This is a genomic window from Actinacidiphila glaucinigra, assembly GCF_035918135.1.
Taxonomy (GTDB): domain Bacteria; phylum Actinomycetota; class Actinomycetes; order Streptomycetales; family Streptomycetaceae; genus Actinacidiphila; species Actinacidiphila glaucinigra.
Map to the genome: position 1 here is coordinate 8,644,843 of NZ_CP109144.1, position 13,656 is coordinate 8,658,498.

At 74.1% G+C, this 13,656-nt stretch carries 15 protein-coding genes; 9 read left to right on the forward strand and 6 right to left on the reverse strand.

All coding sequences use genetic code 11. From position 1 onward, the window contains the following. Positions 1-8 precede the first annotated feature (8 nt). The 3 genes from OIE69_RS39240 to OIE69_RS39250 all read left to right on the forward strand — a co-directional run bounded on the left by OIE69_RS39240 (position 9) and on the right by OIE69_RS39250 (position 2,148). Entirely contained in the window at positions 9-521 is a 513-nt protein-coding gene (locus OIE69_RS39240; RefSeq protein ID WP_326579917.1) for a 4-hydroxylaminobenzoate lyase, read from the forward strand. Positions 522-659: 138 nt separating this feature from the next. Further along, entirely contained in the window at positions 660-1,706 is a 1,047-nt protein-coding gene (locus OIE69_RS39245) for a hypothetical protein (protein WP_326579918.1), read from the forward strand. 214 nt (positions 1,707-1,920) lie between these two features. Further along, positions 1,921-2,148 carry a hypothetical protein gene (locus OIE69_RS39250; protein WP_326579919.1) on the forward strand — a complete coding sequence of 76 codons (228 nt, stop codon included), beginning with the start codon at positions 1,921-1,923 and terminating at the stop codon, positions 2,146-2,148. A 10-nt stretch (positions 2,149-2,158) separates the two neighbouring features. Here the strand turns inward: OIE69_RS39250 and OIE69_RS39255 are convergent, their stop codons facing one another. Next, positions 2,159-2,980 (reverse strand): DUF1684 domain-containing protein, encoded by an 822-nt coding sequence (locus OIE69_RS39255; RefSeq protein WP_326579920.1) that lies wholly within the window; start codon positions 2,978-2,980, stop codon positions 2,159-2,161. A 319-nt stretch (positions 2,981-3,299) separates the two neighbouring features. Further along, positions 3,300-3,860: a TetR family transcriptional regulator gene (locus OIE69_RS39260; protein WP_326579921.1), complete on the reverse strand. Its 561-nt coding sequence runs from the start codon at positions 3,858-3,860 to the stop codon at positions 3,300-3,302. A gap of 78 nt (positions 3,861-3,938) precedes the next feature. Between OIE69_RS39260 and OIE69_RS39265 the strand changes: the two genes are divergently transcribed. After that, the gene (locus OIE69_RS39265; protein ID WP_326579924.1) at positions 3,939-4,874 is read left to right on the forward strand and encodes an oxidoreductase; all 936 of its coding nucleotides are present in this window, start codon (positions 3,939-3,941) and stop codon (positions 4,872-4,874) included. Positions 4,875-5,075: 201 nt separating this feature from the next. Here the strand turns inward: OIE69_RS39265 and OIE69_RS39270 are convergent, their stop codons facing one another. Both OIE69_RS39270 and OIE69_RS39275 read right to left on the reverse strand, forming a co-directional pair. Next, complete coding sequence (locus tag OIE69_RS39270) at positions 5,076-5,738, reverse strand: MBL fold metallo-hydrolase (protein WP_326579926.1); 663 nt, start codon at positions 5,736-5,738, stop codon at positions 5,076-5,078. Positions 5,739-5,779: 41 nt separating this feature from the next. Beyond that, positions 5,780-6,715, reverse strand: coding sequence for an alpha/beta hydrolase (locus OIE69_RS39275; protein ID WP_326579928.1), 936 nt, complete (start codon positions 6,713-6,715; stop codon positions 5,780-5,782). A gap of 183 nt (positions 6,716-6,898) precedes the next feature. On the opposite strand from OIE69_RS39275, the gene OIE69_RS39280 reads away from it, so the two are divergent. After that, a complete protein-coding gene (locus OIE69_RS39280; protein WP_326579930.1) occupies positions 6,899-7,816 on the forward strand; it encodes a helix-turn-helix domain-containing protein in 918 nt (305 codons plus the stop codon). A 7-nt stretch (positions 7,817-7,823) separates the two neighbouring features. On the opposite strand, the gene OIE69_RS39285 is transcribed toward OIE69_RS39280, so the two are convergent. Continuing rightward, a complete protein-coding gene (locus OIE69_RS39285) occupies positions 7,824-8,189 on the reverse strand; it encodes a DUF1330 domain-containing protein (RefSeq protein WP_326579932.1) in 366 nt (121 codons plus the stop codon). A gap of 247 nt (positions 8,190-8,436) precedes the next feature. Here OIE69_RS39285 and OIE69_RS39290 point away from each other — a divergent pair, with 247 nt between their 5' ends. The 4 genes from OIE69_RS39290 to OIE69_RS39305 all read left to right on the forward strand — a co-directional run bounded on the left by OIE69_RS39290 (position 8,437) and on the right by OIE69_RS39305 (position 12,584). Continuing rightward, on the forward strand, positions 8,437-9,309 hold the full coding sequence (locus OIE69_RS39290) for an oxidoreductase (RefSeq protein ID WP_326579934.1): 873 nt from the start codon (positions 8,437-8,439) through the stop codon (positions 9,307-9,309). A 124-nt stretch (positions 9,310-9,433) separates the two neighbouring features. Next, positions 9,434-10,135 (forward strand): SDR family NAD(P)-dependent oxidoreductase, encoded by a 702-nt coding sequence (locus tag OIE69_RS39295; RefSeq protein WP_326579936.1) that lies wholly within the window; start codon positions 9,434-9,436, stop codon positions 10,133-10,135. Between the two features lie 236 nt (positions 10,136-10,371). Beyond that, on the forward strand, positions 10,372-11,214 hold the full coding sequence (locus OIE69_RS39300) for a prephenate dehydratase (protein ID WP_326579938.1): 843 nt from the start codon (positions 10,372-10,374) through the stop codon (positions 11,212-11,214). A 389-nt stretch (positions 11,215-11,603) separates the two neighbouring features. Further along, positions 11,604-12,584 (forward strand): alpha/beta fold hydrolase, encoded by a 981-nt coding sequence (locus OIE69_RS39305; protein ID WP_326579940.1) that lies wholly within the window; start codon positions 11,604-11,606, stop codon positions 12,582-12,584. Between the two features lie 28 nt (positions 12,585-12,612). Here OIE69_RS39305 and OIE69_RS39310 read toward each other — a convergent pair whose 3' ends face one another. Then, positions 12,613-13,554, reverse strand: coding sequence for a hypothetical protein (locus OIE69_RS39310; protein WP_326579942.1), 942 nt, complete (start codon positions 13,552-13,554; stop codon positions 12,613-12,615). Positions 13,555-13,656 lie beyond the last annotated feature (102 nt).

A 13,656-nucleotide genomic window follows, 5' to 3' on the forward strand; every position in this document is an offset into this window, starting at 1 on the left:
GACGGACGATGGATCACAGGCGAGAGCTCATCGAACGCAGCATCCGGTTCCTGGACGAGGTCAGGAACCGGACCCCGGGCAGGGAACTGGAGGACTGGCTGAACGGCACCCACGGCCCGCACAGCGAGCTCCACGGGCACCTCTCGCGCCTGATCAAGCACGGCGTCGAGGAGGGCTGGGCCGCGAACATCGAGGTCGACGGCCCGCGCTACCGGCGCAGCCTGATCGCACCGCCTTCGGCGGAGACGCGGTACTTCAGCATCACCGCGGTGTACATGGACAGCCAGGCCCCCTTCCGGGGCCAGTACCACGCCCACCCCTACGGTGAGATCAACCTCGTGGCACCCGTCGACCGGGACGCGCAGCTGGCCGGTCCCGGCGGCTGGCAGGGCCCGGGCTGGACGGCCCCCGCCCCCGGCAGCCACCACTACCCCGAGGTCCGCGGCGGCGCCCTCATCGCGCTGTTCTACCTGCCCGCCGGGCGGATCTCGTACGACGTCACCGCGCCGCGCGGGGACTAGGGTGCGGGCGTGGATTCCGGGGAGCTCCGACGACATCACGCCACCGCTGAGGCGGTGCCGCGGCGGGCCGTGCCCGCTGATCCGGCGCCCATCCGCGCGCGTCCGGCCGGCACGGCTTGCCTCCCGGGCGCCGGATCCGTGACGGCGGGCCATGCGCTGCTGCGGCATCCCGGCGGCGCGCACCACGCGCTGCTGCACCAGGAGGACGACGCCTTGGCACTGGTCGATCTGGACGCCGCGTTCGCCGGCCGGACGGCGGTGCTCGCCACCGTCGCGAACCCCCTGCCCGGGTGGCGGAACAGCGCCCGCGCGGCAAGTGCCGACGGCGGCCTCATCGTCCTCTCCGGGCAGCGTTCGGTGCTCGCCCTGGAACCCGACGGCCGTACCCGCTGGGAGTACCGGCACGGCTGCTGGGGCGACGCGCCCCACCGTCACGGCGGGCCCGAGCCGTGCCCCGGTCTCTCCCGGGGATCCGTACAGGTCGGCGCGGACGGCGGGCTCGTCTGGGCGCACGTCCTGCCGGACATCGACCACGGGAACCCGGTCACCGACTCGTGCGAGCAGTGGCTCGTCCTGGACGCCGCCGCCGGCACCGTCCTCGGCGTCGCCCGGATCGAGGGCGGCTCCCAGGGCTCGCACCAACTCCCGCACCCCGACGGCACCCGGATGATCCTCGGCACCGGCCAGGGCCAGGACGGCTCTCCCGCCTACGTCGGTCACTGGGACGGATCGGCGTTGACCGTCCGGGAGATCGGAGACGGTTTCCGGATCCCGGTCGCCGTCCACCCCGGCGGCCGGGCATTCCTGAGCACCCCGCACGGCTACGACTCGCTCTGGCTGCACCGTTTCCCGGACGGCCGCGTCCTGATGGACCGGGACGCCGCGGACCTCGCGGGCGGCGAGGACGACGGCGACGGGACCGAACCGGCCTGGGACTTCGTCGCGGGCTTCGTCGACGGGCACACCGTGATCGCCGCCGCCTACGATGCCCACCACCACCGGGAGGCGTCCCGGCACTGGCTGCTGGACGCGCTCACGCTGCGCCCGCTCGGCCCGGTCGCCTACCCGGACGGGGACCGGTACCCGGGCCGGGGCGACAATCCCGTCGCGCTCGGCGACGGCACCTGGCTCACCCTGGCCGCCGACGGCACCACCCTCAACCGCTGGTCCCCGCACCGCCGGTGACCGGCGGGTCCGTGCCGGGCCCGGGGCCAGTTCTTCACCAGGGACGGCCGCCTGGTCGCCTCCGTCGTGCAGGAGGGGCTGTACCGGCGGCGGCCGGCCCGCTGAACATCCGGCTGTCGGGCCGGCATGGAGACCGACGGGGGAAGACCGTGCCCGCGGTGCGTGCAGCGGCCGGGAACCCGACGAGGCGGTCTGGGAACGCCTCAAGGAGTACGTGGCGTCGATCCCGGAGCACGAGATCGAGCGGCGGCGCCGGGTGTCCGTTCTCACCGCCCACGCCGAGGACCAGACCCACCCGCCGACCCACCTGCGCCGCGCCGCAGTGGAGCGCCGGGAGCACCATGCTGCCGCCATCGTGCTGGACGTCGCGCGAAACAAGGAGGTCGACGCCGCCCTGGATCCGGCCCGCCGTCGGCCGGGCCGCCAGTTCCTGCGCGGCTGAGCGACCGGCGTCAGACCTGGCCGCCCCGCTCCAGGGGAATCCTCTCGCCCGCCTCGACGGCGAACGGCAGCCGGTTGCCGGCGGGCGGGAGGGGGCAGGTGGCGAGGTCGGTGTACGCGCAGGGCAGGTTGGCCGCGCGGTTGAAGTCCAGACTCACCCTGCCCCCGGCGTCCGGCGGGTCGATCTGCAGGGAGCGGTTCGCCGCGTAGGTGGTCACCCCGGACGTCGCGTCCGTGAACAGTGCCATCAGGGCGCCCGGCCGTGAGCCGTTGAAGACGGTGAGCCGGTACGTCGCGCCGTCCACGTCGAACTCCACCTGCCCGGGGGAGTCGTAGACGTGCTCCAGGCCCTCGACCACCGCGCCCACCGTCACCGGAAGCGGGGCGTCGTAGGGCGCGAACCGGGCCTCGCGGACCCAGCGGGGATCGGGAGTGTAGGCGGGTGTCCCGGTGAAGCCGGTGCGCAGCGGGTTGTCCGGGTGGCGCGGCCGCAGGATGTCGTGCCCGCCGCGCTTGGCGACCTCGACGACGGCGGCGCCGAAGCCGGCGTACACGCTGTCGCGCTCGCCGATGACGCCGAAGTCGTACCGGCCGCGCACCGCCGTCCCGCCGACGGTCAACTCCTCGCCGTCGTCCAGCTCGACCACCACGTGCCCGTCGGCGGCCGACCAGGCGCCGGGCGCGTCGTCGTAGCGTTCCGGTCGCGGGCCCGGCCGGCGCAGACTGGTGATCGCCAGGAAGCCGTGCGGACCGGCGAGCACCTCCTCCTTGGCGCGGTGCCAGCGCTCCCACCGCTCGGTGAAGCCGCTGCGGTCGACGTCCTGCGCGGTCATGTCCGCTGCTCCCTCGCGTGACGGTGTACTGCTCCACTGCGTACAACCGCCGAGGCCCGCGAGGTCATCCCGCCGCCCGCCGACGTGGCGGCCCGCCCGGTCGGCGTGCGAGGGCGGCCGGGCGGGCTCCGCTTCCCAGGCTGCCCCGCGGGTGCTCGCCGCGCAGGCCGGGGGTGTGGCGATTGCGCCGGACGGGGCGGGGGCGCAGCCTTCGGTCGCGTCGCGTCGCGTGGTGTCCGGCCGAGGGCCGAGGCGGGACGTCAACGACCCTGCCGCGTATGACGGGGCGGCGCTCAGCCGATGCGGCCGCGTGCCGCGATCAGGGGGTGGCGAGCTGCCGGACCGACTCCACGACGACCCGCCTGCGCTCCGATGCCGGGACCAGGGAGCGGACGTCCTCCCCCTGGCGCTGCCACATGTTGGCGATCACCAGGACGAGTGCCAGCAGTTCTCCCGCGCCCATGCGGTCGGTGACGGTGCCGCGCCGCTGGGCGTCCTCGACCGCGGCGATCTTGTCGGCCATGGACGCGGCCACGAGGGGCCGGACCTCGCGGCCGTCGCCGCGTTCGAGGGCGTACCAGGTCACGAAACGCATCACCTGGGGGTGGTCGAGGCCGGCGTCGTAGAGGCGGCCGGCATAACCGGGCAGGTCGTCGGCGTCGATGGGAATGCCGGCGACGGCCTGTTCGACGACGGCGTCGTAGACGGCCTCGAACAGGCCCTCCTTGCCGTCGAAGAAGGAGTACGTGAGGCCGGGGCTCACCCCGGCGCGTTTGGCGATCCGGTCGACCCGCGCCCCGGCGACGCCGTACTCGGCGAATTCGGCCAGCGCCGCCTCCAGAAGCAGCCGGCGCTTCAGGTCCGGATCGCGTGTGCGCATGCACGCATCCTCGGCTATTGAACGTTCATTTGACAACTCGCCCGGAGGTGGGGACGTTCATTTGATAGGAGTCCCGGCATGCTCGGCGACACCGCCGCCACCGCCCATCACTGGACCCCCGACGCCATCGCCGACCAGCGCGGCCGCACCGCCCTCGTCACGGGCGGGAACAGCGGCATCGGGCTGGAGACCGCGCGCGTCCTCGCACGCCACGGCGCCCGCGTGATCCTCGCCGGGCGCCGTCAGGACACGCTCGACGAGGCGGCGGCCGCCCTCGGCGCGGAACAGCCCGGCTCCGAGGTCGGCACGGTCGTCGTCGACCTCGGCGACCTCGCCTCGATCCGGCGGGCGGGCGAACGGCTGGCCGCGGAGCCGCGGGTGATCGACCTGCTGATCAACAACGCGGGCGTCATGAACGTGCCCGGGCGCCGCACCACCGCCGACGGGTTCGAGCTGACCTTCGGCACCAACCATCTCGGCCACTTCGCGCTCACCGCCGGGCTCATGCCGGCCCTGCTCCGGTCTCCTGCGGCCCGCGTCGTGACCGTCAGCGCCGTCGCCGCGCGATGGCGCAGCGGCCGCCTGGACGACCTGAACAGCGAGCGCCGGTACGGAGCGATGACCGCCTACGCCAAGTCCAAGCGCGCCAATGTCGTGTTCACCCGGGAGCTGGCGCGCCGTCTGGCCGGCACTCGCGTCGAGGCGGTCGTCGTTCATCCCGGTTCGGCGATGACCAACCTGCAGCGGCACAGCAGCGGCCCGCTCTCCCGGATGCTCGTGGCCATGGCCGCACGGGCGCTGATGGGTTCGCAGGAGGGCGCCGCGTGGCCCTCGCTGTACGCCGCCACCAGCCCCGACGTCCGCAGCGGGCACTTCACCGGCCCCGCCGGACGCGACCAGACCTCCGGTACCCCCGTCCTGGTGCCGCTGCCGCGCGGCGCGGACGACCCGGCCGAGGGCGAGCGGCTGTGGACGGCGAGCGAGCGGCTGACGGGCGTACGGTTCCCCGCCTGAGCGCGGATCCCCCGGTCGGCCACCGCGACCGGACAAGGACACCGACGGCCGGCCGGCGGACACGCGCACGTCCTGCGACACCGTGGCCGAGCAGTACACCGACCAGGTCCGCGCGGCCTCCTGGGCGGAAGGCCCTACGACCGGTTCACGGCGTCGACCGCTCCGAGGACCACACCCGCATGGTGCCGAGCCGCGGTGACGTCAGAGCGACAACGCACGCTCCAGCGCGGCCCGGTCGGCCGGTGCGCCGTGGGCGGGGAGCGCGATCTCGACGGGGAGGGCGAGCAGCGGGCGCAGCCGTTCCGCCACCTGCGCGCGTGTGACGCCGCCCCGCAGCCAGTCGTTGATCTGCAGGCCCTGGCCGAAGTCGACCAGGGTGTCGCCCGGGATCACGGCCCGCACCCGGCCGTCCCAGAGCAGCAGGTCGTTGTGCTCCCGCCCGGCGAACGCCTCCACCCCCACCGGTAGCCGGTCACCCGCAGCGTACAACCGGCCCGCGCCGCCGGTGCCGGTGCGCAGCCAGGCGAGGTCGAGGCTGCCGTCGCCCGCCTGTTCGCGGGTGACGCCGAACTTCCGCACGAGGTCGTCGGCGGTGTCCGGCGGGGGCGTGAACACCGGCGCGCCGAGGCGCTCGACCGGATTCCGCGTGTCGCGCTCGTGCCGGGGCGCGGTGAGCACGACCACCGGCTGCCGGTCCGCCGCGCGCGCGAGGAGTCCGGGCGGCACGGACAGCGGGTCGATGAGGAGCAGCCGGGTGCCGTCGTCGACGGTGTACGAGGACACCTCCCGCGGCCACCGGTCGTCGGGCGTCCGGTCCGGGTGCGGCGCCTGCCAGTGCCGGACGCCGGTGGCGAGTTCGCGCATGCGGGGGACCCTGCCGGCGTAGCCCTCCCGGGTCGCCCGGTTCAGCGACCCGCGGCCGGGTCCAGGTTCCGGGTGAAGAAGCCGGCGAGCTTCTCGACGGCGGGGTCGACGTACCGTTCCCGGTCGTAGAGGTCGACGTGACCGGCGCCCTCGATCCAGTGCAACTCCTTGGGGCCGGTGGCGCGCTGGAACGCGTCGACGCTCATCCAGGCGGTGACCGCGCGGGATCCGACGACCATCAGCAGGGGCCGCGGCCCGAGCAGCGGAACGGCGGCGAAGGCGTCGAAGGCCGCCATCTTGTCGACGCTCGACCAGGTGAAGAAGTCGGCCGCCCGCGGATGCCGGGCCCGCGCGGTGCGGTAGTAGTCGAAGCCCTCGACGCCGTGCTCACCGCCCAGCGCGCGTGCCTGGTCCGCGGTGTCGGGGAACAGGGTCAGGACGGGCGGCGTCTCGCCGCGGGCCTCGGCGGTGCGGGCGGCGGCAGCGGCCTCCAGCATGCCCTGGAACACGGCCGCGTCCTGGGTCCCGTCCGCCCCCAGGCGGAACTGGCGGGAGACGTCGACCGCGCTGACGGTGCCCACGGCCTTGATCCGCCGGTCGCCGGCCGAGGCGGGAAGGACGTAGCCGCCGGAGGCGCAGATGCCGAGGGCGCCGATGCGCTCGGCGTCGACGTCGCCGCGGGTGGTCAGGTAGGAGACGGCCGCCTTGAGGTCCTCGACGCGCTGCGCCGGGTCCTCGAGGCCGCGGGGTTCGCCGCCGCTCTCGCCCTGGTGGGCCGCGTCGAAGGCGAGCGTGACGAAGCCCCGCTCCGCCAGGCGCCGCGCGTAGTGGCCCGCGGTCTGCTCCTTCACGCCGGTGCCGGGGTGACCGACGACGATCGCGGGCCGGGGGCCCGGCACGCCGGCGGTGTCGGGGGAGTAGAGGTGCCCGGCGAGCGGGATGCCGGCGCTGTCGAACGTGACGGTGGTCTTGGTCACAGGATGCTCCGTGTTCGTTGTTCGGCGGGGCCGCGCCCGTTCGGCGGGCCCGCTGCCGCCCGGATCCGTGCCGGGCGCTTCCCGACCATCCGCCCTGGCCGGAGCGGGCGGAAGAGGCGGATTCCTGCCCGGGAGGAAACCTGCCCCCTCACAACCGGGGGACTGCGCGGGAGAATGGGGCACATGACTGCGGCATCCGGCCCCCGCGAACTCGGAGCCTTCCTGAAGGCCCGCCGGGCACAGCTGGCACCGCACGAATGCGGTCTGCCGCCGACCGGTTCCGCGCGCAAGGTCGCCGGCCTGCGCCGGGAGGAGGTCGCCCAGCTCGCCGCGATCAGCGTCGACTACTACACGCGGCTGGAGCAGGGCCGCGTCCGGGCGTCTGCATCGGTCCTCGCCCCACTGGCCCGTGCGCTGCGTCTCGACGACGACCAGCAGCGGTACCTGTACGAGCTGGCCGGCAAGGCCGACGCGCATCCGCGGCGCCGCCCTCCCCCGCAGCGCGTACGTCCGGCGATGCGGCGCCTGCTGGACCAGCTCACGGCCACGCCCGCCGTCGTCCTCGGCCGGCGGATGGACGTCCTGGCCTGGAACGACGCTGCCGCGGCCCTCTACACCGACTTCTCCGCGATCCCGCCGGACCGCCGCAACTACGTGCACCTGCTCTTCACGGACCCGGCCGTCCGCGGCATGCACCGGCAGTGGGAGCACGACGCCCGCGACGCCGTCGCCGCGCTGCGCATGCAGGCCGCCTCGGAATCCGGCGATCCCGAACTCTCCCGCCTCGTCGGCGAGTTGTCGGTCCAGGACGCCGACTTCCGTACCTGGTGGGCGGAACACCGCGTCATCACCACCGCCTACGGCACCAAGCACTACCGGCACCCGGTGGTCGGTGACCTCACGCTCGACTGCGACACGTGGAGCAGCCCCGACGACTCGGGGCAGCGCCTCATGGTGCTGACCGCGGAGCCCGGCACCCCGTCGTACGACGCCCTGCGCATCCTGGCCTCGTGGACGGCGGGGCAGCCGGGCGCGAACGAGGCCGGGGACCGGCCACGTCAGCGGGGCGGGATCGACCCGCCCCGGCCAGGGTGCTGCTGAGCCCGCGTCACCCGTCCGTGCTGGACGCACCGGCGACCGACGCCCGGACCTGCCGGGCGAAGCCCGCGACGGTGTAGTCCGCGGGAAGGCCGTCGATCAGCACCAGGTCGGAGATCGCGTTGCGGGTGCGCAGCGGCAGGATCTCCTGGTACTCGGGCGAGTCGTACCAGTTCCGGGCCGCGGCCCGGTCCGGGAACTCCAGGAGGACGACCATGCCGGGCCAGGCGCCCTCCACCACGGTCGGCTCGCCGTTCGCGAGCCACGTGCCGCCGTAGGGTCGCAAGGTGGCGTCGACGCGCTCCAGGTAGTCCAGGCCCTCGTCATTCGGGATGCCGCCGGGGATGCGCAGGTGGTTGATCAGGTACGTGCTCATGTCGGGCCTTCCGAGATGGGTGCCGTCGCCGGTTGTCGTGACCAGGCGACGTGACGGACCGGCCGGATCGCCGTGCGACGCGCCGCACGGACGCCGGGATGCGTCCCGGCGGGTGAGGTGGCTGGTCCCCTCACCCCCAGGAACAGCGGGGCACTGCCACCCGCGCCCCACGCCGCGCACAGTGGAGAGCGGCCGGAGCCGACCGGTTCGTCATCCCCCCCACACCCATGCGCGAAAGGTGCGACACATGAGTAATGCCCGGAATCTACCCGGAGGTGCGCTGCGGCTCGCGGACGACCTCGTCATCAGCCGCATGGGATACGGCGCCATGCAACTGGCCGGTCCCGGTGTCTTCGGTCCCCCGAAGGACCGCGACCAGGCCCTCGCGGTGCTGCGCGAGGCGGTCGAGCTGGGGATCACCCACATCGACACCAGCGACTTCTACGGTCCCGCGGTCGTCAACGAGCTCATCAGGGAGGCGCTGCACCCCTATCCGGACGCCCTGCGCATCGCCACCAAGGTCGGCGCCCGCCGCGACGGCACCGGCGGCTGGATCCCCTCCACGGAGCCCGAGGACCTCAAGGCCCAGGTGCGCGAGAACCTCCGGCACCTCGGACTCGACGTGCTGGACGTGGTCTACCTGCGCCTCGGTTCCGTGGAGGGCACCGGCGAGGAGTCGATCGCCGAGGGGTTCGGTGCCCTCGCGGAACTGCGCGAACAGGGCCTGATCCGGCACCTCGGCCTCAGCGGGGTCTCCGATGCCCAGCTGACCGAGGCGCAGTCCATCGCCCCCGTCGTGGCCGTGCAGAACCTCTACAACCTGGTCAAGCGGCAGGACGACGCCCTCGTCGACCGGTGCGCGGCCGAAGGCATCGCCTTCGCCTCCTTCTTCCCGCTCGGCGGCTTCACCCCGTTCCAGTCGGCCGAACTCGCGGGCATGGCGGCGCGGTTGGGCGCCTCGCCGCAGCAGGTCGCCCTCGCCTGGCTGCTCCGCCGGTCGGCGACCACCGTCCTGATCCCCGGCACGTCCTCGCTCGCGCACCTGCGCGAGAACGTCGCCGCGGCCGCCCTGGAACTGCCCGCCGACGCCCTCGCGGAACTCGACGGCATCGCCGCCTGACCGGCCGCACGTCCCCCGAACACACCCCCGAACACACCCCCGAACACACCCCCGAACACACCCCCGAACCTGTCCGCGCGCGGTCACCCGCACGTCGTGACCCCCAGGGAGCACGGAGCACGTCATGACCATCACGCTCGTCACCGGCGGCAACAAGGGCCTCGGCCGCGAGACCGCCCGCCGTCTGATCAAGCTCGGCCACACCGTCTACATCGGCTCCCGGGACGCCGCCCGCGGACGGGCGGCCGCCGAGGAGCTCGGCGCGGAGCCGCTCGTGCTCGACGTCACCGACGACGCCTCCGTGACCGCGGCGGCCGAGGAGCTGCGGCGCCGCGAGGGCCGGCTCGACGTCCTGGTGAACAACGCGGGCGTCTTCGAGGGCATGGTCGGCGCCGCGGAGGCCTCCGGCGCCCACATGGCGACCGTCCTCGACGTCAACGTCGTCGGCCTGGTGCGCGTGACGCACGCCTTCCTCCCCCTCCTGGGGGAGTCCGCCGCGCCGGTCATCGTCAACGTCAGCAGCGGGCTCGGCTCCTTCGGCACGGTCCTCGACCCCGGGAAGAACGAGTCGCGCTACGTCACGCCCGTCTACTCCGCGTCGAAGGCAGCGGTGAACATGCTCACGGTGCAGTACGCCAAGGGCCTGCCCCACATGCGTGTCAACTCCGTCGAGCCCGGGTTCAGCGCCACCGACCTGCACGGCCTGAGCGGCCAGGGCATCCAGACACCGGAAGAGGGCGCCGCGGCGATCGTGCGCTACGCCACGGTCGGCCAGGACGGCCCGACCGGGACCTTCGGCGACCGAAGCGCGCCGCTTCCGTGGTGAACGCCGCGCCGGCCACCCCGGCCGGCGCGGAACGCGGAACCCCCGGGCGGTGGGGGCCGCCCGGGGGCACCCGCCCCCGCCCCCGCCCCCGGGCACCGGTGAGCCCGGGCCTCCCGATCCGGCCGCGGTCGTCCGGCCCTCGGACGGATACGAGGTCGGCGCGCCGCGCGCAGTAGCATGCGAAGGACGGCCCCGCCGCACGCACAGACCACCGATCCGGAGATACCGACGCGCACATGGTGACCATCGCCTACCAGGGAGAACCCGGATCGAACTCGGCCGCCGCCGCCCGCAGGCTGTACCCCGACAGCCGTGAGCTGCCCTGCACGACCTTCGAGCAGGCGCTGGAGGCGGTGGCGCTGGAGACCGCCGACCTGGCCGTGATCCCCGTGGACAACTCCGCCGCCGGTCGTGTCGCGGACGTCCACCACCTGTTGCCGGAGTCGGACCTCTCGATCATCGCGGAGTACTTCCTCCCGATCCGCTTCGACCTGATGGCCGTGCCCGGCGCCACGTTGGAGGACGTCGCCTTCGTCCGCAGCCATGTGCACGCCCTGGGGCAGTGCCGGAAGATCATCCGCGAGGGCGGCTGGCAGACGCTGGTGAGCGACGACACCGCGGGCGCCGCCCGCGAGATCGCCGAGCTCGGCGACCCGCGGCACGCGGCCCTCGCCCCGCCCGGTGCCGCGGACCTGTACGGGCTTCAGGTGCTGCGCAGCGGCGTCGAGGACACCTCGGACAACACCACCCGCTTCGTCGTCCTCGCCCGCGACGCCGAGTTCCCGCCGGTCTCGGACACGCCGATGATGACCAGCCTGTTCTTCTCCGTGCGCAACATCCCGAGCGCGCTCTACAAGGCGCTCGGCGGCTTCTCCAGCAACGCGGTGAACCTCACCAAGATCGAGAGCTACCAGGTGGGCGCGGGGCTGAAGGCCAGCCGCTTCTACATCGAGATCGAGGGCCACCCGCAGGAGAGCAGCGTGGCCCTGGCCCTGGAGGAGCTGCGCTTCTTCTCCTCCGAGGTGCGGATCATGGGCGTCTACCCGGCGCATCCGCACCGCTCCCTGGACCACGACTGACGCCGGTTCCGGCGCCGGTCGTACGTGGCCCGGCCGGTCGCGCGGACGGGGGGTGCCGCGTCGTAGTCCCGCAGACCTGTCTCCGGCCGCACCGGATTCGCTTCCGAGCAGTGGGCGGGGCACGGCCGCCTTGCGCGTGCCCGGTCCTGCCCGAGCGCACCGCTCCGGCGTGGGCGCCGGTCCGCCGGGCGGCCCCGCTTTCCCGACGCCTCCCGCACGGCCGAAGTGGCCGCGCCGCAGGCGTCACACCGCCGCGGGGCGGATTTCACCCCGACGGCCCATGCGCGTGACCCGGTCGGCACACGCGGCCGGGCCTGTCGCCGGGGAGCCGTGAACACTCAGGTGCCGTAGGGCCCCCGCCCTGAGCACCGAGGAAAGTGAGATACGGCATGGCGGCAACACTGGATTCCCGCTCCCGGCGTCGCATACGTCGCGCCCACGTCGCCGCGGCCGGCTGCGCCCTCGCGCTGTGCGCGTCAGCCGCGGCCCCCGCCGCCGCTGACGGGGACACAACCGGGACGAAGCCGACGGTGGTCCTGATCCACGGGGCGTTCGCGGACGCCTCCAGCTGGAACGGGGTGATCGAGCGGCTCGAGGCCCGCGGCTACCCCGTCATCGCCCCGGCCAACCCGTTGCGCGGGCTGTACAGCGACGCCGAGTACATCGCCTCCGTGCTGGAGAGCGTCAAGGGCCCCATCGTCCTGGCCGGCCACTCCTACGGCGGTGCGGTGATCAGCACGGCCGCGGCCGGGAACCCCCACGTGAAGTCGCTGGTCTACGTCTCGGCGCTGATGCCCGACGTCGGTGAGAGCGGGATGTCGCTGGGCGCGCGGTTCCCCAGTGCGCTGGGCACCGCCACCAGGTCCGTGCCGTACCGGGCGGGCGGCGGCGTGAGCGGTACCGACCTCTACCTCAAGCGCGACAAGGTGCACCCGGTGTTCGCCGCCTGCCTGCCGGAGAGCCAGGCGAACCTGCTGGGCGTCACCCAGCGGCCCGCGGCCACCACCGCGTTCTCGGAGAAGGCCAAGGTCGCGGCCTGGAAGACCATTCCTTCCTGGGCCCTCGTCGGCCGCCAGGACATGACCATCAACCCCGACCAGGAACGCTTCCAGGCGAAGCGCGCGCACTCCCACACCGTGGAGCTCGACACCTGCCACGTGTCCCTGATCGCGCGGCCCGACGCCGTCGCCGACCTGATCCTGCAGGCCGCCACGGCCGCCGGGTCCTCCCCGGCGCTGGCGGACACCGGCTCGGGCTCCGGCGGGCGCAGGTCCGACGCCGGCGCTCTGGCCGGCCTTGCCGCGGGCGGGTTGATCGCCGGCGCGGGAGCCGTTCTCGGTGCCCGCCGACTGCGGCGCCGCTTCGCCTGAGGGGCCTGCCCGCGGACCGCTCCCGCCGTCAGTGGCCGTGCCCGCCGGTGCCGGCGCCGTCCGTGTCGGCATGTACGCCGCCCGGACCGGCCGTGACCGTGAAGGCGGCGGTGCGGACCGTCCCCTCGTGCCTGAAGTCGAAGAAGAGCCGGTACGTGCCCGCGCTCGGGGCCGTGGCGTCGAAGGAGACGTCCGGCCCGGGCGCGGTGTCGCCGTCACCCGGGGCGCCGCCCGGGTGCACGTGCAGATACGCCAGGTCGCCGGCGCGCAGTGCGACCAGGTGGCCGTACGCACCGAGGTACGGCTGCAGATCGGTGACCTTCCGGCCGTCCTTGGCCACCGTCAGCCGGAGCTCCCGCTCGGCGCCGGGCCGCAGGGCCCCGCCGAGGGTGACGGTGTAACCGTCCACGGTCGCCGTCCGGGAGGCCGGCGCGGGGGCGGCGGGCCGGTAGTCACCGGCCACGGAGAGGTCCGCGCCGAGTGTGAGGTTCCGGCTGTCCTTCACGGCGGGGGTGAAGTCGGCGAAGACCCGGTAGTCGCCGGCGCGGGGGAGGCTGACCGCGGTGCTCCACGTGCCGTCGGCGGCGCGGACGGGATGCAGATGGCGGTAGCCGGTCAGGTCGCGTGAGGCGAGGATCAGGTGCAGCTCCTTCTCGTGGGCGCGCCGGTACGAGGTGAGCGGCCGGCCGTCGGCGTCGCGTATGAGGAAGCGCAGGTCGGCCGGGCGATCGGACGCGATGTGCGGCGTGAGCAGATCGAGGGTGTAGCCCGCCTCGCTGATCGCCAGGCCGCCCGCGGGAGGCACGGCCGATGCCTCGCCGGCGGCGTCGTGCGCGTGCGCCGCCCCCGGCGCGTTCGCGCCGGGGGCGGCGGTGCGGACCGGGCCGAGGGCCGCGCCCACGCCGTAGGCGGTGCCGAAGGAGGCCGCCAGGACGACGGCGAACGCGGTGATCTTCGTTCCGGTGTTCAAGGGTGCTCCGTGGGTGCCGTGGCCGAGGGACGTCGCGTGCCGGGCGGGCGCGCGACCCCAGAATATATACCCCCAGGGGGTATGTGCCAAGGCGTGTGGGCA